Raw genomic sequence first — 21,442 nt, 5'->3', positions numbered from 1 at the left:
TGCGTCGCGATTTATCCATAGCAGCGTCGGTTCTGCCAGTTGTCACAACTGCCCCACGGCGCCACACTAGGGCTCATGAAAAACGTCACTGCGTCGTACCTCAAGCATCAATTTCTGATCGCCATGCCCCACATGCACGATGAGAACTTCGCTCAGACCTTGACCTACATCGTCGAGCACAACGCCAATGGCGCCATGGGCCTGGTCATCAACCGACCGCAAAGCCTGTCGCTGGCGGACATCCTTGAGCAGTTGCGCCCCGAACTGCCGCCCCCGGCACGGTGCCAGCACATTCCTATCCATGTCGGCGGTCCGGTGCAGACTGATCGCGGGTTCGTCCTGCATCCGACCGGGCCGCTGTTTCAGGCAACGGTCGATCTGGGCGGCATTTCGCTGTCCACCTCCCAGGACATCCTGTTCTCCATCGCCGACGGCTACGGACCTGATCAAAATTTGATCACCCTCGGTTATGCAGGCTGGGATGCCGGGCAACTGGAGGCCGAATTCGCCGCCAATGCCTGGCTGAACTGCGCCTTTGACCCAGCCATCCTGTTCGAACTCGAGAGCGAACAGCGCCTCGACGCTGCCGCCGCAAAACTGGGGGTCAATCTGAATCTGCTGACCAGTCAGGCGGGCCACGCCTGATGGCTGCATTGCGCCTGTTACTGGGTTTCGACTACGGCAGCAAACAGATCGGCGTTGCGGTTGGCCAGGTCATTACCGGCCAAGCCCGTGAGCTGTGCACCTTGAAGGCCCAGAATGGCGTGCCGGACTGGGACAAGGTGCAAGCCTTGATCACCGAGTGGAAGCCCGATGCAATCGTGGTCGGCCTGCCACTGAACATGGACGGCACGCCCAGCGAAATGAGCGCCCGCGCCGAGAAGTTCTCGCGCAAGCTCAATGGCCGCTTCAATCTGCCGGTCTATACCCAGGACGAACGCCTGACCACATTCGAAGCCAAGGGCGAACGCATGTCCCGCGGCGGTCAGCGTGGCAGCTACCGCGACAATCCGGTGGACGCCATCGCCGCAGCGCTCTTGCTGCAAAGCTGGCTGGAAGAAAACAGCGCACTGTTTGACACCTGAGCGATTTACACTGCAACGCATTGAACAGCACTGAAATCGAGCTTTAGCCTGCGTCGACAAGGAACACGACCGGGCATCTGAAGGAGCAACCATGACCCTGCCCAATCCCGCCGAACTGATCAGCCAGATGGCGATCGATTTGAACGCGCACCTGAATAAACGTGGTATCAGCGAGCCTCGCTTCATTGGCATCCGCACCGGCGGCGTGTGGGTCGCCCAGGCTCTGCTCGAAGCGCTGAACAGCCAGTCGCCGCTGGGCACGCTCGACGTTTCCTTCTATCGCGACGATTTCAGCCAGAACGGCCTGCACCCTCAAGTGCGTCCATCGGAGCTGCCGTTCGAGATCGAAGGCCAGCATCTGGTGTTGATCGATGACGTGCTGATGAGCGGCCGGACCATTCGCGCAGCCCTCAACGAACTGTTCGACTACGGCCGCCCGGCCAGCGTGACCCTGGTGTCGCTGCTGGACCTGGACGCCGCCGAGCTGCCGATTCGTCCAAATGTGACCGGCGCGACGCTGGACCTGTCTCCAAACGAGCGCGTCAAGCTGTCCGGCCCGGCGCCGCTGACGCTAGAACTGCAAGACCTTTCCACCGATTCCGCCGCCCTCTAAGAGTCCTTCGATGACGCCTCCAGACGCCAAGCGCCCGCTGCAGCTGAACCATCAGGGTCAGCTGCAACATTTTCTCTCGCTCGACGGTTTGCCCCGCGAACTGCTCACAGAAATCCTCGACACCGCCGACTCGTTCCTCGAAGTTGGCGCCCGGGCGGTGAAAAAAGTCCCGCTGCTGCGCGGCAAGACCGTGTGCAACGTGTTCTTCGAGAACTCGACCCGCACCCGCACCACGTTCGAACTGGCAGCACAGAGGCTGTCTGCGGACGTCATCACCCTGAACGTCTCGACCTCTTCGACAAGCAAGGGCGAAACCCTGTTCGACACGCTGCGTAACCTGGAAGCGATGGCCGCCGACATGTTCGTCGTACGTCACGGCGACTCGGGCGCGGCGCATTTCATTGCCGAGCACGTGTGCCCTCAGGTGGCGATCATCAACGGCGGCGACGGGCGTCATGCGCACCCGACCCAGGGCATGCTCGACATGCTGACCATCCGCCGCCACAAGGGCGATTTCAAGAACCTCTCGGTGGCCATCGTTGGTGACATCCTGCACTCCCGCGTGGCGCGCTCGAACATGATCGCGCTCAAGGCCCTGGGCTGCCCCGACATCCGCGTGGTCGCACCGAAAACCCTGCTGCCGATTGGCGTCGAACAGTACGGCGTGAAGGTCTACACCGATCTGGCGCAAGGCCTCAAAGACGTTGACGTGGTAATCATGCTGCGCCTGCAACGCGAGCGCATGTCCGGCGGCCTGCTGCCGAGCGAGGGTGAGTTTTACCGCCTGTTCGGCCTGACCACCGCGCGCCTGGCCGGAGCCAGGCCTGACGCGATCGTCATGCACCCCGGCCCGATCAACCGAGGCGTGGAGATCGAATCGGCAGTGGCCGACGGCGCCCATTCGGTCATCCTCAATCAAGTCACCTACGGCATCGCTGTGCGCATGGCCGTACTGTCCATGGCCATGAGTGGCCAAACCGCCCAACGCCAGTTCGAGCAGGAGAACGCGCAGTGAAGTTCAGCATCCTCGGCGCTCGCGTCATCGACCCTGTCAGCGGTCTGGACCAAGTCATCGACGTTCACCTGGAAGCCGGCAAGGTCCTTGCCTTGGGCGCGGCGCCTGCCGGTTTTAGCCCTTCGCAAACCATCGACGCCACGGGCTTGATCGCAGCGCCCGGCCTGGTGGATTTGAATGTGTCCCTGCGCGAGCCGGGCTACAGCCGCAAAGGCAGCATCGCCAGCGAAACCCGCGCTGCGGCGGCCGGGGGCGTGACCAGCCTGTGCTGCCCGCCACGGACCAAGCCAGTGCTCGACACCTCCGCCGTTGCCGAGCTGATTCTTGATCGCGCGCGCGAAGCCGGCCACAGCAAGGTGTTCCCGATTGGCGCGCTGAGCAAAGGCCTGGAAGGCGAACAACTGGCCGAACTGATCGCGTTGCGCGATGCCGGTTGCGTCGCCTTCACCAACGGTCTGACCAACTTCAGCAGCAACCGCACGCTCTGCCGTGCGCTGGAATATGCCGCGACGTTCGACCTGACGGTGATCTTCAACTCGCAGGATCATGATCTGGCCGCGGGCGGTCTGGCGCATGACGGCGCGACGGCGGCGTTTCTTGGTCTGCCGGGTATTCCGGAAACCGCGGAAACCGTGGCCCTGGCTCGCGACCTGCTGCTGGTCGAACAAAGTGGCGTGCGCGCTCACTTCAGCCAGTTGACCAGCGCTCGTGGCGTTGCTTTGATCGCCCAGGCGCAAGCTCGCGGCCTGCCGGTGACAGCGGATGTGGCGCTGTATCAGTTGATCTTGACTGACGAGGCCCTGATCGACTTCTCAAGCCTCTATCACGTGCAGCCGCCGCTGCGCACCCGCGACGACCGTGATGCTTTGCGCGAAGCGGTCAAGTCAGGCGTGGTTCAAGCGATCTCCAGCCATCACCAGCCTCACGAGCGCGATGCCAAGTTGGCGCCGTTTGGCGCGACCGAGCCGGGCATCAGCAGCGTCGAGTTGCTGCTGCCGCTGGCGATGACATTGGTGGAGGATGGCCTGCTGGACCTGCCGACGCTGCTGTCGCGCCTCAGCTCAGGCCCTGCGGCGGCCTTGCGCCTGCCTGTGGGGCAACTGGCCGCTGGGGCGGCTGCGGATCTGATGCTGTTCGACCCTGCCGCTTCGACGGTGGCGGGCGAGAAATGGCTGTCCAAAGGCGAAAACTGCCCATTCCTCGGTCACCGCCTGCCGGGCTCGGTGAAGTACACCTTCGTCGATGGGCGGATTAGCTATATCGGGTGATCTCCGATTGCCTTCCTGACATGCCTCACTCCCCAGGCGACCGAAAACCTGTGGGAGTGAACTCGCTCACGAAGAAGCCGGTGCATTCACCACATCTTCAGCGACAGAACGTCAGCATTCGTGAGCATTCGTGAGCAAGTTCACTCCCACAGGCTGAGATCAAGCGCAACGTCCGCGTGAATCACCCACGCTGCGCATTCTTCACCGAAATCTGGTCATTCAGCGTCCAGAAGTCATACAGCACGCCCAGAAAGAACAGGCCGCCTGTCAGCAGATAAATGATCCCGCTGATCCACTTGCCTTGGTACATCCGGTGTACGCCAAATACGCCGAGAAACGTCAGCAAAATCCAGGCAAGGCTGTAATCGGTCGAACCGGCGTTGAATCGCATGTCCGCTTCGCGATCCATCGACGGGATCAGAAACAAGTCGATCAGCCAGCCGATCCCCAGCAAACCCAAGGTGAAAAACCAGATCGTCCCGGTGACCGGCTTGCCGTAATAGAAGCGATGAGAACCGGTGAAGCCGACAATCCACAGCAAATATCCCATAACTTTGCTGTGAGTGTCCGGACGCTGACTGTCAGGGTAATAGGTGTTCATTGGTTACCTCTTTTGCACCGATAGAAAAAAATAAGCGTAAGTTTTGTGACTTTGGCGACCCCGTCCGACGTATGGTTTGAACCTCTGCGCATTAGCGCAAACCCTTGTTCTGCAAGGTGATGGCCACAGTGTTGTGACAGTTTTGCGGTCAATTCTGACTTTCAGGGCAGTAAATTGTTCGACAAATGGCCTCTGAAATCGTGAAAAAGCTGTTATAAAGTTGCGCGCTGACCACTATGAGCCCTGCCTAATGCGTCCATTTTTCAAGACATGGCTAACTATTTGCCTATTTATGCCACTGGCCGCCCACGCCACCAACCGTGAGCAACCGCTTCCTTCAAGCTTCAGCGGCTTCACTGCCCGAACCGAAGCGCCCGAAGTCGTTTCACGCAACATTGCCGCTCAGCGAGCAGCAATGGCTGCACTTGAAGAGACAGCAACCCCGCTTGAGACATCAGGCAAAAAATCGCGAGCAACCAAAGGCAAGAAAGCCCAGAGTTCTCGCAAGATTTCGCAAAACACCGTCGCCCTCGCTTCTCCAGGGCTGATGGGCAACAAACAGAGCAGCAACGTGGTCAACCGGGCCGTGAAGGCCATCGGTACTCCTTATCGTTGGGGCGGCACAAGCCCAACAAAAGGCTTCGACTGCAGCGGTCTGGTGAAATACGCGTTCAATGACGTGAGCGAAGTGGATCTGCCGCGCACCTCCAACGCCATGGCCGAAGGTCACGGGCAGAAGGTCGATCGCAAGGATCTGAAACCGGGCGACCTGCTGTTCTTCAACATCAAGAGCCGTCAGGTGAATCACGTCGCCATTTACCTGGGTGACGATCGCTTCGTCCACGCACCTCGCCGTGGCAAGGCCGTGACGATCGATACGCTGAAGAAGCCGTACTGGGACAGCCATTACGTGGTTGCCAAACGGGTACTGCCAAAGCAGCCGCCGAGCAAGAAAGGCACCGTGCGAATCGCCCAGCGCTGACAGGAAACTCTCCTGTCATGCGACGGAACGCCTTGTAACGATGCTATTTCGGTGACAACGCAAGACCTGTGGGAGCGACCTTGCTCGCGAAGACTGAGTAACTGCCGATGAATATTCGGTGATGTCTCGGCCTCTTCGAGAGCAAGCTCGCTCCCACAGTTGTTCAGTCCACCTGAATCAAAAATTATCCGGCGTCTTCGCCTTCTCGCGAGCGCTTTCCCGCGTGATCAGCCCTTTGGTCACCAGATCCTTCAGACACATATCCAGTGTCTGCATCCCCAGCGCGCCCCCGGTCTGAATCGACGAGTACATCTGCGCCACCTTGTCCTCGCGGATCAGGTTACGAATCGCCGAGGTGCCGATCATGATCTCGTGAGCCGCCACACGACCACCCCCGACTTTCTTCAGCAGCGCCTGGGACACGATCGCGTGCAGCGACTCGGACAGCATCGAACGAATCATCGATTTTTCCTGCGCCGGGAACACGTCTACGATCCGGTCGATACTCTTGGCCGCCGACGTGGTGTGCAGCGTGCCGAATACCAAGTGCCCGGTTTCCGCCGCAGTGAGCGCCAGCCGGATGGTTTCCAGGTCACGCAGCTCGCCCACCAGGATCACGTCCGGGTCTTCCCGCAGCGCGGAGCGCAACGCTTCGGCGAATCCGTGGGTGTCGCGGTGGACTTCCCGCTGGTTGATCAGACTCTTCTTGGACTCGTGAACGAATTCGATCGGGTCTTCAATGGTCAGGATATGGTGATGTTTGTTGGCGTTGAGGTAATCAACCATCGCCGCCAGCGTCGTCGACTTGCCCGAACCGGTGGGACCGGTGACCAGAATCAGTCCACGAGCGACGTCTGTAATCTTGCGAAACACTTCCCCCATGCCCAGATCATCCATGCTCAGCACCTTCGATGGGATGGTCCGGAACACAGCACCTGCACCACGGTTCTGGTTGAACGCGTTGACCCTGAAGCGCGCAACGCCGGGCACCTCGAAGGAGAAGTCAGTTTCCAGATCTTCCTCGAAGTCCTTGCGTTGCTTGTCGTTCATGATGTCGTAGATCAGCGCCTGGACTTCTTTCTGGTCCAGCGCTGGCAGGTTGATCCGCCGCACATCGCCGTCGACGCGAATCATCGGTGGCAGCCCGGCAGAGAGGTGTAAGTCCGACGCGCCTTGCTTGGCACTGAAGGCAAGCAGCTCGGTAATATCCATACAGCTCCTCATCACATAGAATGCCGCAGACTTTAGCCCTGCTGGCGCAAATCAATGTCCACGATAGCAGAGAACATTTCAACGCTCGCAGAGCGAATTCACAACGCAGCGCGGGTCGCACAGCGCGATCCGGCGTCCGTTGGCCTGCTGGCCGTGAGCAAGACCAAACCGGCCAGCGATCTGCGCCAAGCCCATGCCGCCGGACTGCGCGACTTCGGCGAGAACTACCTGCAAGAAGCCCTGGGCAAACAGGCCGAATTAAGCGACTTGCCCTTGATCTGGCATTTCATCGGCCCCATCCAGTCAAACAAGACTCGCGCCATCGCCGAGCATTTCGCCTGGGTACATTCAGTGGATCGTCTGAAAATCGCACAACGTCTGTCCGAACAACGTCCCGCCGAACTGCCCCCGCTCAACATCTGCATTCAGGTCAACGTCAGTGGCGAAGCCAGCAAGTCCGGCTGCAGCCCCGAAGACCTGCCTGCGCTGGCCCACGCCATCAGTGCCCTGCCCAATCTGAGATTGCGCGGCTTGATGGCCATTCCCGAGCCGACCGAAGACAGCGACGAACAGAACGCTGCCTTTGCTGCCGTACGCAACTTGCAAGACCAACTGAATCTGCCGCTGGACACCCTTTCCATGGGCATGAGCCACGACCTGGAAGCCGCCATCGCACAAGGCGCGACCTGGGTGCGGATCGGCACTGCCCTCTTCGGCGCCCGTAACTATGGGCACCCTTAACCTTTGCCTCACAGGAAATCGTTCATGAGCAAGACCCGTATCGCGTTTATCGGTGCCGGAAACATGGCTGCCAGCCTCATTGGCGGCATGCGTGCCCAAGGCGTCGAAGCTGACTTGATCCGTGCCAGCGATCCTGGCGCAGAAACCCGCGAGCGCATCGCCAGGGAACACGGCATCAACGCTTTCGCGGACAATGCCGAAGCCGTCGAAGGCGCCGATGTGGTGCTGTTGGCGGTCAAGCCGCAGATGATGAAAGCCGTCTGCGAAGCGATCAAGCCAGCCTTGAAGCCCAATCAACTGGTCGTTTCCATCGCGGCCGGCATCACCTGCGCCAGCATGAAGAGCTGGCTGGGCGAACAGCCTCTGGTGCGCTGCATGCCCAATACCCCGGCGCTGCTGCGTCAGGGCGTGAGCGGTCTGTATGCGACCGCCGACGTGTCGCAAACCCAGCGGCAGCAAGCCGAAACCCTGTTGTCCGCAGTCGGAATCGCGCTGTGGGTGGATGAAGAAAAGCAAATCGATGCGGTGACCGCCGTTTCCGGTAGCGGCCCCGCATATTTCTTCCTGTTGATCGAAGCCATGACCGCAGCCGGCGTGAAGCTGGGGCTGTCGCACGACGTAGCCGAAAGGCTGGCCGAGCAGACCGCCCTGGGCGCCGCACGGATGGCCACTAGCAGCGACGTCGATGCGGCCGAATTGCGTCGTCGCGTCACCTCGCCTGCAGGCACTACGGAAGCTGCGATCAAATCGTTCCAGGCCGATGGTTTCGAAGCGATCGTCGAGAAGGCGCTGGGCGCCGCAGCGCATCGCTCAGCCGAGCTTGCCCAACAGCTGGGCAAATAAGGAGCAATTCATGAATGCACTCACTGGCGCTACGATTTTCGTCATCCAGACGCTAATCAGCCTGTATCTGACCATCGTTCTGTTGCGCTTCGTACTGCAACTGGTCAAAGCCAACTTCTATAACCCGCTCAGCCAGTTCGCCGTGCGCGCAACCCAGCCGCTGCTCAAGCCCATTCGGCGCATCATCCCGAGCATCCTCGGTCTGGACACGTCTTCATTGCTGCTGGCGATCGTGATTCAGGCGCTGCTGATGGCGTTCGTGCTGATGATGACCTACGGCACCATCGGCGACGTGCCGCATCTGCTGATGTGGTCGATCATCGGCATCACTTCGCTGCTGCTGAAGATCTTCTGGGTGGCGATGATCATCATGGTGATCGTGTCGTGGATCGCGCCCGGTTCCCACAACCCGGCTGCCGAACTGGCCTACCAGATCAGTGAACCAATTCTGGCGCCGTTCCGTCGCATCATCCCGAACCTTGGCGGCCTGGATATCTCGCCGATCTTCGCGTTCCTGGCGATTCAGGTACTGCAGTCGTATGTCATGCCTGAACTGGCGGCCTATGCAGGCATGCCGCAGGAGTTGTGGCGGCTGATTTAAGAACGACAGCGCGCTCATGGCAGGATGCAATCCCTGTAGGAGTGAGCTTGCTTACGAAGGCTGATTCCCCGACTCAATATCTGGAGCGGATGTACTGGCCCTTCCGTGAACAAGCTCGCTCCCACAGGGGACCACGTTTGTTCAGCGATAGCGCGTCGCATCAGCAAACGGGAAACCCCCACAGATCCTCATCTGGCTAACCGGCCCGTTGTTTGCTTGCCGCTACCCCGCCTGATCTTTAGACTTACGCCTCATTTCAGCGAGAGCAGGGTCGATGTCCACGGTCTTTCCCGAAGATTCTGTCGGTCTAGTCACGCCGCAAACGGCGCATTTCAGCGAGCCGCTGGCTCTGGCCTGCGGTCGCTCGCTGGCTGCCTACGACCTCATCTACGAAACCTACGGTCAACTCAACGCAGCCAAGAGCAACGCGGTGCTGATCTGCCACGCCTTGTCCGGCCATCATCACGCCGCTGGCTACCACAGCACCGAAGACCGCAAGCCGGGCTGGTGGGACAGCTGCATCGGTCCCGGCAAGCCGATCGATACCAACACATTCTTCGTCGTCAGCCTCAATAACCTTGGCGGCTGCAACGGCTCTACCGGCCCGAGCAGCATCAACCCGGAAACCGGCAAGCCGTTCGGCGCCGATTTCCCGGTCCTGACGGTTGAAGACTGGGTCCACAGCCAGGCACGTCTGGCCGACAACCTCGGCATTGTGCAGTGGGCGGCCATCGTCGGCGGCAGTCTGGGCGGCATGCAGGCACTGCAGTGGACCATCACCTACCCGGATCGCGTGCGGCACTGCCTGGCCATCGCCTCGGCGCCCAAGTTGTCGGCGCAGAACATCGCGTTCAACGAAGTCGCGCGCCAGGCGATCCTGACCGACCCGGAATTCCATGGCGGTTCGTTTCAGGAAATGGGCGTGATCCCCAAGCGCGGCCTGATGCTCGCGCGCATGGTCGGCCACATCACTTACCTGTCCGATGACTCCATGGGCGAGAAATTCGGTCGCGGCCTGAAAAATGAAAACCTGAACTACGACTTCCACAGCGTCGAGTTTCAGGTCGAGAGCTACTTGCGTTATCAGGGTGAGGAGTTTTCCGGGCGCTTCGACGCCAACACCTACCTGCTGATGACCAAGGCGCTGGACTACTTCGACCCCGCCGCCAACTTCAACGACAACCTGGCTGCAACGTTCGCAAACGCCACCGCAAAATTCTGCGTGATGTCGTTTACCACCGACTGGCGCTTCTCCCCGGCCCGCTCGCGTGAGCTGGTGGATGCGTTGATGGCGGCGAAAAAGGACGTTTGCTATCTGGAGATCGACGCACCGCAAGGTCACGACGCCTTCCTGATGCCAATCCCGCGTTACCTGCAGGCCTTCACCAGCTACATGAACCGAATTGCACTCTGAGGACACCATGAGAGCCGACCTGGAAATCATCCAAGACTGGATACCGGCAGGCAGCCGCGTGCTCGACCTCGGCTGCGGCGACGGCGAATTGCTGGCCTGGCTGAAGGACAACAAGCAAGTGACCGGCTACGGCCTGGAAAACGATGCCGACAACATCGCGCGCTGTGTGGCGCGGGGCGTCAATGTCATCGAGCAGGATCTGGACAAGGGCTTGGGCAACTTCGCCAGCAACAGCTTCGACGTCGTGGTCATGACTCAGGCGCTGCAAGCCGTGCATTACCCCGACCGGATTCTCGACGAAATGCTGCGGGTCGGTCGTCAATGCATCATCACTTTCCCTAACTTCGGTCACTGGCGCTGCCGCTGGTATCTGGCGAGCAAGGGTCGGATGCCAGTATCCGAGTTCCTGCCCTACACCTGGTACAACACGCCCAACATCCACTTCTGCACCTTCGAGGATTTCGAAGAATTGTGTCGCGGCCGCTCGGCAAAGGTCATTGATCGGCTGGCGGTGGATCAACAGCATCGTCATGGGTGGGCCAGCAAGCTATGGCCTAATCTGTTGGGTGAGATCGGCATCTATCGGGTCAGCAGCCCGGGTCTGCAGGATCATCAGATCGCCGTGTGACCTCGGCAAGAAGGAGAATGATCATGCGCCGCCTGACTGCAATGCTGGCTGTACTGCTCGTATTGGCCGCTCCGGCGATGGCCGCTGACAGTGCCAGCCCGACCCGGCAGCAACAGTTCGGCGACCTGATCATTCACTACAACGCATTCGCTTCAGGCATGTTGCAGCCTTCGATCGCCCAACAAGCCGGGCTTATTCGCAGCAAAGGCCAGGGCGTGATCAACGTCACCGCTATCAGGAACGGCAAGACCGTTCCGGCCAACGTCACAGGCACTATCAAAGACCTCACAGGCCGCGAAAAGCCTCTGAGCTTCAAGGCCTTCAACGAAAACAGCGCGGTGAATTACCTCGCGCAATTTGCAGTTGAGCCGGACAGCTCGGCCACCTACATCTTCTCCATCAACGTGAAGACCGGTGACGACGATGCGCACACGCTCAGCTTCAACCAGGAAATCTTCTCGGACCAATAATGAACTTCACCCAACTCGTTCTGGCCAGCCACAACGCCGGCAAACTCAAGGAACTGCAGGCCATGCTCGGCGGCAGCGTCCAGCTGCGTTCGATCGGCGAGTTCAGCAGCGTCGAGCCTGAGGAAACGGGCCTGTCTTTCGTCGAGAATGCAATCCTCAAGGCACGCAACGCGGCGCGTATTTCCGGGCTGCCGGCGCTGGCCGATGATTCCGGGCTGGCGGTGGACTTCCTCGGGGGCGCGCCGGGCATCTATTCGGCGCGTTATGCCGATGGCAAAGGCGATGCGGCGAATAACGCCAAACTGCTGGAAGCCCTTGAAGATGTGCCCGAGGACCAGCGTGGCGCGCAGTTCGTCTGCGTATTGGCGCTGGTTCGCCACGCTGATGATCCGCTGCCGATTCTCTGCGAAGGCCTGTGGCACGGGCGCATCCTCACCGCTGCCAGCGGCGAGCATGGCTTTGGCTACGATCCGTTGTTCTGGGTGCCGGAGCGCAATCTGTCCAGCGCCGAGCTGACCCCGGCCGACAAGAATCGGATCAGCCATCGCGCCCGCGCCATGGCTATCCTGCGTCAGCGGCTGAATCTGAGCGCCGACTTGAAATGACTCAAGACTCCACCACCCGGCCGCTAATTCTTGGCGCGGCCGGTTTCAGCTCGGAGCAACCGAGAAACCCCTTGCCCGAACTACCTCCGCTGTCGCTGTACATCCATATTCCGTGGTGCGTGCGCAAATGCCCGTACTGCGATTTCAACTCCCACGCCGCCAGCGCCGTACTGCCTGAACAGGAGTACGTCGACGCGCTGCTGGCTGATCTCGATCAGGACATGCCTCACGTCTACGGCCGCGAGCTGAGCACGATTTTCTTCGGTGGCGGCACCCCGAGCCTGTTCAGCGCCGAGGCATTGGGTCGTTTGTTGAAGGGGGTCGAGCAACGCATTCGTTTCGCGCCGGACATCGAAATCACCCTGGAGGCCAACCCCGGCACCTTCGAGCAGGTCAAATTCAGTGCTTACCGCGACCTGGGGATCAATCGCCTGTCCATTGGCATCCAGAGTTTTCAGAAGGCCAAACTGAAGGCGCTCGGGCGTATTCACAATGGCGATGAAGCTGTGCGCGCTGCCGATATGGCGCGGCAGGCCGGTTTCGATAACTTCAATCTGGACCTGATGCACGGGCTGCCGGACCAGTCACAGGATGACGCGCTCGGCGATCTGCGCCAGGCCATCGCGCTGGCGCCGACGCATCTGTCCTGGTATCAGCTGACCCTCGAACCGAACACTGTGTTCTGGAATCAGCCACCGGTTCTGCCGGAAGACGACATCCTTTGGGACATTCAGGAGGCCGGTCAGACGCTGCTGCGGGAAAACGGCTACGGGCAATACGAGGTATCGGCCTACGCTCAGCCCGGCCGTGCTGCACGGCACAACCTGAATTACTGGAGCTTTGGCGACTTCATCGGCATTGGCGCCGGGGCACACGGCAAACTCAGTCATCCCGATGGTCGCATCGTGCGCACCTGGAAGACCCGACTGCCCAAGGATTACCTCAATCGGGCAAAAGCGTTTCAAGCGGGCGAAAAACTGTTGCCCCTCGATGAAATGCCGTTCGAATTCCTGATGAACGCCTTGCGCCTGACAAATGGCGTGGACGCTGCATTATTTCAGCGCCGCACCGGTCTAAGCGTCGATTCGCTCGCCAGCGCGCGTCGGCAGGCCGAACAACGGGGCTTGCTAGAGGCCGATCCAACACGGCTGGTGGCCACTGCTCGGGGTCAACTGTTTCTCAATGACCTGCTGCAGTACTTTCTTCTTTAAGGCTTAACGCAAAGGAACCTGAATGGACCTCGTACTCGACCTGCTGGCCAACGTTTCGCGCTGGAGTCGCAGCAACCTTTCGGAAATCGCTCTGGCGTTGGTGGGGTGTTTGCTGATCCTGTTCGGCGCAGATATAAAAGGCTGGATCGAAGGTCGCCTGAGCAGCTTTGCCGGGGCCTTGCGCGTACCGGTCATGGCGTTGCTGTGCACCATCGGCAGCGGTGCAGCGCTGATCTATGCAACGCCTTGGGTGGTGCGCGGGCTGAGCCAGTTCAACAACTACAGCCTGGCGCCAGTGTTGTTGGTGGTGCTGGTGTTGATCGGGGTGGTAGCAGATCGCAAATAACACGCAGGAGCCCGGCGGACATTGGCGGTCGCACTCACACCCCGCATTCGCCTGGCGACCACACCCTGTAGGAGCGCGCTTGCCCGCGATTACGCTTGATCACACACGCACACATCGTCTTGCGCTGCGCTTTCGCGGGCAAGCGCGCTCCTACAATTGGTCAGTGTTCGACGCTGAACCTGTGTCGGACACCCTGCTCACTCAAGCCAACTTTTCGAACTTCAAATCCCAAACCCCATGCCCCAAACGTTCGCCACGGCGTTCGAACTTGGTGATCGGGCGCTCGGCAGGGCGTGGAACGCATTTGCCGTCTTCGGCCAGGTTGCGATAACCCGGCGCGACGTTCATCACCTCCAGCATGTATTCGGCATACGGCTCCCAGTCGGTGGCCATGTGCAGAATGCCGCCGGGCTTGAGCTTGCTGCGCACCAGCGCCGCGAACTCGGCCTGCACGATACGGCGCTTGTGGTGACGCGCCTTGTGCCAGGGATCCGGGAAGAACAACATCAGACGATCGAGGCTGTTATCGGCCACGCAACGGTTGAGCACTTCGATCGCGTCGCAATCGTAGACACGCACGTTGGTCAGGCCCTGAGTCAGCACGCCATTGAGCAGCGCGCCGACGCCCGGACGATGCACTTCGACCCCGATGAAATCCTGCTCGGGCGCAGCCGCTGCCATTTCCAGCAGCGAGTGGCCCATGCCAAAACCGATCTCCAGGGTGCGCGGCGCGGAACGGCCAAACACTTTATCGAAATCTACCGGCGCATCCGCCAGCGGCAGCACGAACAGCGGCTTGCCTTGATCCAGACCCCGTTGCTGGCCTTCGGTCATGCGGCCTGCGCGCATCACGAAGCTCTTGATGCGCCGATGATGGCTGTCATCGCCCTGGGCTTTACCGTCTTCGTGGTGCATCACTTCGTCGTCTGGAAGTGGGTCGGGCGTTTGCGAATCAATCATCAACAGACTCTTACTTGATCAGACCATCCAGCGGCGAAGACGCACTGGCATAGAGTTTCTTCTGCATACGACCAGCCAGGTAAGCCATGCGGCCTGCCAGGATGGCGTGTTTCATGGCTTCGGCCATCAGCACCGGTTGCTGCGCGTGGGCGATGGCCGAGTTCATCAGTACCGCCTCACAGCCCAGTTCCATGGCGATAGTCGCGTCGGAAGCCGTACCGACACCGGCATCGACCAGTACCGGGACTTTCGATTCTTCAAGAATGATCTGCAGGTTGTACGGGTTGCAAATCCCCAGGCCCGTGCCGATCAGACCCGCCAACGGCATGACCGCGCAGCAGCCGATTTCTGCCAGTTGGCGCGCGATGATCGGATCATCGCTGGTGTAGACCATCACGTCGAAACCGTCCTTGACCAGGGTCTCAGCGGCCTTGAGGGTTTCGATCACGTTGGGAAACAGCGTCTTCTGATCGGCCAGCACTTCGAGCTTGACCAGGTTATGGCCGTCGAGCAATTCGCGGGCCAGGCGGCAGGTGCGCACCGCCTCGATGGCGTCGTAGCAACCGGCTGTGTTCGGCAGGATCGTGTAACGGTCCGGCGGCAGCACGTCGAGCAGGTTCGGTTCGCCCGGGTTCTGGCCCAGATTGGTCCGGCGCACTGCGACGGTAACGATCTCGGCACCCGAGGCTTCGATGGCCAGGCGGGTCTCTTCCATGTCCTTGTACTTGCCAGTGCCGACCAACAGGCGCGACTGGAAAGTACGACCGGCCACGGTGAACGGCTTGTCGCTACGAACGTTGCTCATCGGAAATCCTCTTTACGGTTGAGGTTCTTGCAGTTCTTCTGGATCGGCTGAAGCGTTGGGCTCGAACGCCTAGCCGCCACCGATGGCATGCACCACTTCGACCTGATCGCCTTCGTTCAACGTCGTGGAAGCATGCTGGCTGCGCGGGACGATATCCAGATTGAGCTCGACCGCGATTCGACGCCCGGTCAGGTCCAGACGGGTCAGCAACGCCGCGACGGTCTCGCCGGCGGGCAGTTCATAGGATTCACCGTTCAACTGAATGTGCATGCGAATGGCAGCCATCATTTTAGGGGGCGAGCATTCTAGCCCGATCGGCCGGTATGACCAAGGCAAAGGCGCGCCATTCGTCACACGCCGAGCCGCTGGGTCAGCTTTTAGTTACAGAGTTTCAAGGCCCAGGCGCCAGGCGAGCCAACCCAGAATGAACCAGCCGATCAGGAAACAAAGCCCGCCAATTGGAGTGATGATGCCCAGCTTACTGACGCCGGTCAGGGTCAACAGATAGAGGCTGCCGGAGAAAAGCAGAATGCCCAGCGTGAACGCGATGCCTGCGTAACTGACCAATCGGCCCTGGATCTGCGTTGCCAGAATCGCCACGCCGAAGATCGCCAGCGCATGGATCAATTGGTACAGCACGCCAGTATGGAAGATCGCGAGATACTCCGGAGTGAGGCGGTTTTTTAATCCGTGAGCGGCGAATGCGCCAAGGGCCACACCGGTGAATCCGAAGAAAGCGGCTAACATCAGAAAGGTTCGTAACATGTGAAGCTCCAGGCAAAGTCGTTCAAGGCGCGTGGTCTGTATAATGGCCCGCTCAACAGGTTCGGCCAAGCCATCTCTATGCTGCGTTTCCTCCTCCGTCGTATCGCCAAAAGCCTGCTCTGGTTTGCAGCGGCGAGTGTCGTGCTGGTTTTGATCTTTCGCTTCGTGCCTCCGCCGTTCACCGCTCTGATGGTCGAACGCAAGATCCAATCCTGGTTCGACGGTCAGCCCATCGATCTGCAGCGCGACTGGCAGCCTTGGGAGAAGATCTCCGACGATCTGAAAGTTGCGGTCGTCGCGGGTGAAGACCAGAAGTTTGCCGAGCATTGGGGTTTCGACATCGACGCCATCCAGGCTGCACTGGTTCACAACGAACGTGGCGGCTCGATTCGGGGGGCCAGCACGCTGAGCCAACAGGTCTCGAAGAACCTGTTTCTATGGTCGGGACGCAGCTATCTGCGCAAGGGCCTGGAAGCTTGGTTCACCGCACTGATCGAGGTGTTCTGGTCCAAGCAGCGAATTCTTGAGGTGTACATCAACAGCGTGGAATGGGACGACGGCGTGTTCGGCGCCCAGGCTGCCGCGCAGCACCACTTCCATATCAACGCCAGCCAGCTCTCTACCCAGCAGGCCAGTTATCTGGCGGCAGTATTGCCCAATCCTCGGGAATGGAGCGCCAGCCACCCCAGCAGCTATGTATCGCGCCGCGCCGGGTGGATTCGCCAGCAGATGCGGCAATTGGGCGGGGATGAGTATTTGGTCGGCTTGAATCACACTCGTAGGTGGTGAGCCGCAATACAGGCTTCTGAAAATAAAACGCCCCGATCATCTCGGGGCGTTTTTTGTTGCGGCTTACCGCTTATGCAGCAATCGACAACTTGAGCTTGTTCATCGCGCTCTTTTCCAGCTGACGAATACGCTCGGCGGAAACTTTGTACTTCTCGGCCAGGTCGTGCAGCGTCGCCTTTTCCTCGGCCAGCCAGCGCTGGTAAAGGATGTCGCGGCTGCGCTCGTCGAGCACGTTCAGCGCTTCGTGCAGGTTGGCCGTCGAGCTGTCGGTCCAATCGGAATCTTCCAGCTGACGCGCCGGATCGTAACGATAGTCTTCCAGATAGTTGGCCGGCGACTGGAACGCGCTGTCGTCGTCGGCTTCAGCAGCCGGGTCGAACGCCATGTCGTGGCCGGTCAAGCGGCTTTCCATTTCGCGCACTTCGCGTGCCTCGACACCGAGGCTTTCAGCCACACGATGCACCTCGTCGTTGTTCAACCACGCCAGACGCTTCTTCTGGCTGCGCAGGTTGAAGAACAATTTGCGCTGAGCCTTGGTGGTCGCGACCTTCACAATGCGCCAGTTGCGCAGGATGAACTCGTGAATCTCGGCCTTGATCCAGTGCACTGCGAAGGACACCAGACGCACACCCATCTCTGGGTTGAAACGTTTTACAGCCTTCATCAGGCCGACGTTACCTTCCTGAATCAGGTCAGCCTGAGCCAGTCCGTAACCGGAATAACTGCGTGCGATATGCACGACGAAACGCAGGTGGGCGAGCACCATCTGCCGAGCCGCCCCTAAATCCTGCTCGTAATAGAGACTCTCGGCCAGTTCACGCTCCTGCTCGGGCGTCAGCAGTGGAATGCTGTTTACCGTGTGCACATAGGCTTCCAGGTTTGCACCCGGAACCAAGGCATAAGCAGGTTGCAAAGAATTGGTCATACGAAAAAACCTCCGACACATGACTCGTGCAGTTCAGCACTGCGAAATTGACCGGAAACCGCTAAACAAGTTCCCTTAGCTGAAAAGTCAATAGATTAGACAAAATTTACGCTACAAAAATTACCTGAACGTTAAAAATTAAAACTCAACGAGGTGCCAGCTCTCTCAAATGGCGTGCGACCGCAATCCACGCACCGATATACCCCAACAACACCGCTCCAAGCAAGAGCGAAAGACCATCGGCCACCGGCACGCCGGCCAGCGAGAAGTTACTGCCGTACAGCCCGGCTAGTCGGACCACGGCCTCGTTTAGCCAGTCCAGGCCGAACGCCAACACACCCCACGAGAGAATGCCCGCGCCGAAACCATAGAGCGCGCCCATATAAAGGAAGGGTCTGCGCACGTAGCTATCGGTGCCGCCTACCAACTTGATGACTTCAATCTCGGTGCGCCGGTTCTCAATGTGCAGACGAATGGTATTGCCGATGACCAGCAACAGGGCTACCACCAGCAACACCGTCAACCCAAACACGAACCGGTCACCCAGTTTGAGAATCGCCGCCAGACGTTCGACCCAGACCAGATCCAGTTGGGCCTGCTGGACTTTCGGCAATTCGGCAAGACGCGTACGTAATGCCTCCAGCGCGGCTTTGTCAACTTCCTGCGGCGTGACTAGAACCACGCCCGGCAGCGGATTTTCAGGCAATTCCTTGAGTGCCTCACCAAGACCAGACTGCTGTTGGAACTCGTTCAATGCCTGATCGCGGGAGATGTACTCAGCTTCGGCAACGCCGGGCATCTCCTTGATCTGCGCGACCAGACCCTGACCTTCGGAAGACGAAGCATCCAGTTGCAAATACAGGGAGATTTGCGCGGCGCGTTGCCACGATCCACCCAGGCGCTCGACATTGCTCAACAGCAGCGACAAGCCCATCGGCAAGCTCAACGCGACGGCCATCACCAGACAGGTAAAGAAGCTGCCGATCGGCTGTTTGCCCAACCGACGCAGACTGTCGGCCATGCTGGAGCGATGTGCTTCCAGCCAGGCGTTGAACAGCTGGCTGAAACCGGGGCCGTCGTCATCGTCGTGCTTCTTTTTCTTCGGCGGGCCAGGCTCGGACGCCTTCGGCGCCACACGCTCGGAAACCTTGGGACTGCGCGTGGCACTCATACGCCTGCCTCCCCGTCGCCGATCAGTCGACCGCGTTGCAGGGTCAGCATGCGATGGCGCATGCGCGCGATCAGCGCCAGGTCGTGACTGGCGATCAGCACGCTGGTGCCCAAGCGATTGATGTCTTCGAATACACCCATGATTTCCGCTGCCAGCCGTGGGTCGAGGTTACCGGTCGGTTCGTCCGCCAGCAGCAAGGCCGGGCGGTGAACGATGGCGCGCGCAATACCAACGCGCTGCTGTTGGCCTGTGGACAAGTCGCCGGGATAGAGCTCGGCCTTGTCGGACAGAGCCACACGCTCAAGCGCCGAATCGACGCGCTTGGTCACTTCGGCCTTGGACAGACCGAGAATCTGCAACGGCAATGCTACGTTGTTGAACACCGTGCGATCGAACAGCAATTGGTGATTCTGGAAAACCACGCCGATCTGACGACGCAGGAAAGGGATCTGCGCGGTGCTTATTTGCCCCAGGTCCTGGCCGGCCAGCAACAATTTACCGGTAGTAGGACGCTCCATCGCAAGCAGCAGACGCAGCAAGGTACTTTTGCCGGCGCCCGAGTGGCCGGTCACAAACAGAAACTCGCCACGACGCACTCGAAAGCTCAGCTCATGCAAGCCGACGTGTCCGTTCGGATAGCGTTTACCGACCTGTTCGAAACGAATCATGTGCGCTCCCGCTCGGCGAATAGGGCCTGAACAAAGGGTTCGGCCTCGAAAGTCCGCAAATCGTCGATACCCTCACCCACGCCGATGTAACGAATCGGCAGGCCGAACTGCTTGGCCAAGGCGAAGATGACCCCGCCTTTTGCCGTGCCGTCGAGCTTGGTCAGCGCAAGGCCGGTCAGGCTCACGGTCTGGTTGAACTGTTTGGCTTGGTTGATGGCGTTCTGACCGGTGCCGGCGTCAAGCACCAACAGCACTTCGTGCGGCGCAGCCTCGTCGAGCTTGCCGATCACGCGGCGAACCTTCTTCAGCTCTTCCATCAGGTTGTCTTTGGTGTGCAGACGACCGGCGGTGTCGGCGATCAACACGTCGATGCCTCTGGCCTTGGCAGCCTGCACAGCATCGAAGATCACCGAAGCCGAGTCGGCACCGGTGTGCTGGGCAATCACCGGGATCTTGTTACGCTCGCCCCAGACCTGCAGTTGCTCGACAGCCGCTGCGCGGAAGGTGTCACCCGCCGCCAGCATGACCTTCTTGCCTTCGAGTTGAAGCTTTTTGGCCAGTTTGCCGATGGTCGTGGTCTTGCCGGCGCCGTTAACGCCGACGACCAGGATCACGAATGGTTTGGCCTGCGAACCGATGAAAAGCGGCGCTTCCACCGGCTTGAGCATCTCGGTCAGTTCGTTTTGCAGCGATTTATACAAGGCATCGCTATCAGTCAGCTGTTTACGCGCCACTTTTTGCGTCAAGTTGCGCACGATAAGCGAAGTGGCTTCAACACCGACGTCAGCAGTGAGCAGGCGTGTTTCCAACTCATCGAGCATCTCGTCATCGATGGCTTTTTTGCCCAGAAACAGACTGGCCATGCCTTCGCCGAGACTGGCACTGGTCTTGGACAGGCCTTGCTTGAGGCGGGCGAAGAAACCAGGCTGCTTCGGTTCGGTCGCATGAGCTTGAGTTTCAGGCGCGATCACGGCGGGCGGCGTTTCTGTAATAGATGCAACAGGTGCGACCGGGGCAGCTAAAACCGGCACGACAACCGGCGACGGCTGCGACAAAGCGGGCAGATCATCGCCCGCGACCGGGTCAGGTTCGGCGACCGGAGTGGGCTCGATCGACGGCGCTACTTCCAACGCGGGGCTATTGATCACAGCAGCCTGGATCGGCATCGGCGGCGCGACAATCTCGGACTGCACCTGAGATGCGGTGTAGGCCGGAATCTCTGGCGTTACATGGGGTTCGCTTTCGTCGGTCAGCGCCACCGGTTCTTCAGCAACCGGCAATTTCAGCCAGGGCTCAGCGCCAGGATCGTCAACTGCAGCGGCCCGTTGAACCGGGATGGCTTCCGGCACAGGCTCGACAGGGATTGCCGGGGCGATCTGAGGCTCAGCAACGGCCGACGTCGATTCGACGATAGGTTCGGGCGCTGCTGTGGATGTGTCTTGAGGCTGCTCGGCGACGGTTTCTTGCGGCTTTTTGCGCAGCCATCCGAACAGGCCTTTTTTCTCGCCAGCCGGGGCTGGGGTCTTCTTGTCGTCGTTGGAACCAAACATGGAGGACGGCTATCTCAAGGTAGCGACGCGCCAGAGCGGCGTCTCTGAAAAATTCTGTATGCGAAACAGACTGCTTTTATGTCCGCTTGTTCATCTGCTGGCCGAGCTCGGCTACGTCACCGCCTGCCGAGAATCCCCAAAGGCTCCTACAAAAAACCCGTCAGACGAACGGTT

Annotated in this window: 26 protein-coding genes; 16 read left to right on the top strand and 10 right to left on the bottom strand. The window is 59.8% G+C overall.

Going from position 1 to position 21,442, the window contains the following annotated elements; genetic code table 11:
• Positions 1 to 75 precede the first annotated feature (75 nt).
• From CE491_RS16840 to CE491_RS16820, 5 genes are all read left to right on the top strand, one after another.
• A complete protein-coding gene (locus CE491_RS16840; RefSeq protein WP_110949457.1) occupies positions 76 to 645 on the top strand; it encodes a YqgE/AlgH family protein in 570 nt (189 codons plus the stop codon).
• Entirely contained in the window at positions 645 to 1,085 is a 441-nt protein-coding gene (gene ruvX, locus CE491_RS16835; protein WP_110949456.1) for a Holliday junction resolvase RuvX, read from the top strand. Before CE491_RS16840 ends, ruvX begins: the two co-directional genes overlap by 1 nt.
• Before the next feature lie 91 nt (positions 1,086 to 1,176).
• Positions 1,177 to 1,698 (top strand): bifunctional pyr operon transcriptional regulator/uracil phosphoribosyltransferase PyrR, encoded by a 522-nt coding sequence (pyrR, locus tag CE491_RS16830; protein WP_110949455.1) that lies wholly within the window; start codon positions 1,177 to 1,179, stop codon positions 1,696 to 1,698.
• Between the two features lie 10 nt (positions 1,699 to 1,708).
• Positions 1,709 to 2,713 (top strand): aspartate carbamoyltransferase catalytic subunit, encoded by a 1,005-nt coding sequence (locus CE491_RS16825; RefSeq protein ID WP_110949454.1) that lies wholly within the window; start codon positions 1,709 to 1,711, stop codon positions 2,711 to 2,713.
• The gene (locus tag CE491_RS16820) at positions 2,710 to 3,981 is read left to right on the top strand and encodes a dihydroorotase (protein ID WP_110949453.1); all 1,272 of its coding nucleotides are present in this window, start codon (positions 2,710 to 2,712) and stop codon (positions 3,979 to 3,981) included. The genes CE491_RS16825 and CE491_RS16820 overlap by 4 nt, the downstream gene beginning before the upstream one ends.
• A 181-nt stretch (positions 3,982 to 4,162) precedes the next feature.
• On the opposite strand, the gene CE491_RS16815 is transcribed toward CE491_RS16820, so the two are convergent.
• A complete protein-coding gene (locus CE491_RS16815; protein ID WP_110949452.1) occupies positions 4,163 to 4,582 on the bottom strand; it encodes an NINE protein in 420 nt (139 codons plus the stop codon).
• A 250-nt stretch (positions 4,583 to 4,832) separates the two neighbouring features.
• Between CE491_RS16815 and CE491_RS16810 the strand changes: the two genes are divergently transcribed.
• Complete coding sequence (locus CE491_RS16810) at positions 4,833 to 5,564, top strand: C40 family peptidase (RefSeq protein WP_110949451.1); 732 nt, start codon at positions 4,833 to 4,835, stop codon at positions 5,562 to 5,564.
• Between the two features lie 177 nt (positions 5,565 to 5,741).
• Here CE491_RS16810 and CE491_RS16805 read toward each other — a convergent pair whose 3' ends face one another.
• Complete coding sequence (locus tag CE491_RS16805) at positions 5,742 to 6,776, bottom strand: type IV pilus twitching motility protein PilT (protein ID WP_110949450.1); 1,035 nt, start codon at positions 6,774 to 6,776, stop codon at positions 5,742 to 5,744.
• 54 nt (positions 6,777 to 6,830) lie between these two features.
• Here CE491_RS16805 and CE491_RS16800 point away from each other — a divergent pair, with 54 nt between their 5' ends.
• The 9 genes from CE491_RS16800 to CE491_RS16760 all read left to right on the top strand — a co-directional run bounded on the left by CE491_RS16800 (position 6,831) and on the right by CE491_RS16760 (position 13,635).
• Complete coding sequence (locus tag CE491_RS16800) at positions 6,831 to 7,517, top strand: YggS family pyridoxal phosphate-dependent enzyme (RefSeq protein ID WP_110949449.1); 687 nt, start codon at positions 6,831 to 6,833, stop codon at positions 7,515 to 7,517.
• A gap of 24 nt (positions 7,518 to 7,541) precedes the next feature.
• Positions 7,542 to 8,360 (top strand): pyrroline-5-carboxylate reductase, encoded by an 819-nt coding sequence (gene proC / locus CE491_RS16795; protein WP_110949448.1) that lies wholly within the window; start codon positions 7,542 to 7,544, stop codon positions 8,358 to 8,360.
• A gap of 10 nt (positions 8,361 to 8,370) precedes the next feature.
• Complete coding sequence (locus CE491_RS16790; protein WP_110949447.1) at positions 8,371 to 8,961, top strand: YggT family protein; 591 nt, start codon at positions 8,371 to 8,373, stop codon at positions 8,959 to 8,961.
• A gap of 274 nt (positions 8,962 to 9,235) precedes the next feature.
• On the top strand, positions 9,236 to 10,375 hold the full coding sequence (gene metX / locus CE491_RS16785) for a homoserine O-succinyltransferase MetX (RefSeq protein WP_110949446.1): 1,140 nt from the start codon (positions 9,236 to 9,238) through the stop codon (positions 10,373 to 10,375).
• A gap of 7 nt (positions 10,376 to 10,382) precedes the next feature.
• The gene (metW, locus tag CE491_RS16780; protein WP_110949445.1) at positions 10,383 to 11,003 is read left to right on the top strand and encodes a methionine biosynthesis protein MetW; all 621 of its coding nucleotides are present in this window, start codon (positions 10,383 to 10,385) and stop codon (positions 11,001 to 11,003) included.
• Positions 11,004 to 11,026: 23 nt separating this feature from the next.
• A complete protein-coding gene (locus CE491_RS16775; protein WP_110949444.1) occupies positions 11,027 to 11,473 on the top strand; it encodes a DUF4426 domain-containing protein in 447 nt (148 codons plus the stop codon).
• The gene (gene rdgB, locus CE491_RS16770) at positions 11,473 to 12,078 is read left to right on the top strand and encodes an RdgB/HAM1 family non-canonical purine NTP pyrophosphatase (RefSeq protein ID WP_407681347.1); all 606 of its coding nucleotides are present in this window, start codon (positions 11,473 to 11,475) and stop codon (positions 12,076 to 12,078) included. Before CE491_RS16775 ends, rdgB begins: the two co-directional genes overlap by 1 nt.
• Complete coding sequence (gene hemW / locus CE491_RS16765; RefSeq protein ID WP_110949442.1) at positions 12,075 to 13,289, top strand: radical SAM family heme chaperone HemW; 1,215 nt, start codon at positions 12,075 to 12,077, stop codon at positions 13,287 to 13,289. The genes rdgB and hemW overlap by 4 nt, the downstream gene beginning before the upstream one ends.
• 22 nt (positions 13,290 to 13,311) lie before the next feature.
• The gene (locus tag CE491_RS16760) at positions 13,312 to 13,635 is read left to right on the top strand and encodes a DUF3392 domain-containing protein (protein ID WP_110949441.1); all 324 of its coding nucleotides are present in this window, start codon (positions 13,312 to 13,314) and stop codon (positions 13,633 to 13,635) included.
• Positions 13,636 to 13,836: 201 nt separating this feature from the next.
• On the opposite strand, the gene trmB is transcribed toward CE491_RS16760, so the two are convergent.
• The 4 genes from trmB to CE491_RS16740 form a co-directional block, all read right to left on the bottom strand.
• Entirely contained in the window at positions 13,837 to 14,550 is a 714-nt protein-coding gene (gene trmB, locus CE491_RS16755; RefSeq protein WP_199885142.1) for a tRNA (guanosine(46)-N7)-methyltransferase TrmB, read from the bottom strand.
• Positions 14,551 to 14,605: 55 nt separating this feature from the next.
• Complete coding sequence (locus CE491_RS16750) at positions 14,606 to 15,400, bottom strand: thiazole synthase (RefSeq protein ID WP_110949439.1); 795 nt, start codon at positions 15,398 to 15,400, stop codon at positions 14,606 to 14,608.
• Between the two features lie 69 nt (positions 15,401 to 15,469).
• Positions 15,470 to 15,670, bottom strand: coding sequence for a sulfur carrier protein ThiS (thiS, locus tag CE491_RS16745; RefSeq protein WP_110949504.1), 201 nt, complete (start codon positions 15,668 to 15,670; stop codon positions 15,470 to 15,472).
• 111 nt (positions 15,671 to 15,781) lie between these two features.
• Positions 15,782 to 16,165, bottom strand: coding sequence for a DUF423 domain-containing protein (locus CE491_RS16740; RefSeq protein ID WP_110949438.1), 384 nt, complete (start codon positions 16,163 to 16,165; stop codon positions 15,782 to 15,784).
• 78 nt (positions 16,166 to 16,243) lie between these two features.
• Here CE491_RS16740 and mtgA point away from each other — a divergent pair, with 78 nt between their 5' ends.
• On the top strand, positions 16,244 to 16,954 hold the full coding sequence (gene mtgA / locus CE491_RS16735; protein WP_110949503.1) for a monofunctional biosynthetic peptidoglycan transglycosylase: 711 nt from the start codon (positions 16,244 to 16,246) through the stop codon (positions 16,952 to 16,954).
• A 70-nt stretch (positions 16,955 to 17,024) separates the two neighbouring features.
• Here the strand turns inward: mtgA and rpoH are convergent, their stop codons facing one another.
• The 4 genes from rpoH to ftsY form a co-directional block, all read right to left on the bottom strand.
• Positions 17,025 to 17,879 carry an RNA polymerase sigma factor RpoH gene (rpoH, locus tag CE491_RS16730; protein ID WP_110949437.1) on the bottom strand — a complete coding sequence of 285 codons (855 nt, stop codon included), beginning with the start codon at positions 17,877 to 17,879 and terminating at the stop codon, positions 17,025 to 17,027.
• Between the two features lie 145 nt (positions 17,880 to 18,024).
• Positions 18,025 to 19,050, bottom strand: coding sequence for a permease-like cell division protein FtsX (ftsX, locus tag CE491_RS16725; protein ID WP_110949436.1), 1,026 nt, complete (start codon positions 19,048 to 19,050; stop codon positions 18,025 to 18,027).
• Complete coding sequence (gene ftsE / locus CE491_RS16720; protein ID WP_081565121.1) at positions 19,047 to 19,718, bottom strand: cell division ATP-binding protein FtsE; 672 nt, start codon at positions 19,716 to 19,718, stop codon at positions 19,047 to 19,049. Before ftsE ends, ftsX begins: the two co-directional genes overlap by 4 nt.
• Positions 19,715 to 21,268, bottom strand: coding sequence for a signal recognition particle-docking protein FtsY (gene ftsY, locus CE491_RS16715; protein ID WP_110949435.1), 1,554 nt, complete (start codon positions 21,266 to 21,268; stop codon positions 19,715 to 19,717). The genes ftsE and ftsY overlap by 4 nt, the downstream gene beginning before the upstream one ends.
• Positions 21,269 to 21,442: the final 174 nt, after the last annotated feature.

Origin of the sequence: Pseudomonas bohemica, assembly GCF_002934685.1 — a bacterium.
GTDB lineage: Bacteria > Pseudomonadota > Gammaproteobacteria > Pseudomonadales > Pseudomonadaceae > Aquipseudomonas > Aquipseudomonas bohemica.
The sequence above is the reverse complement of the archived record's forward strand: the minus strand, read 5'-3'. Positions and strand labels throughout refer to the sequence as shown.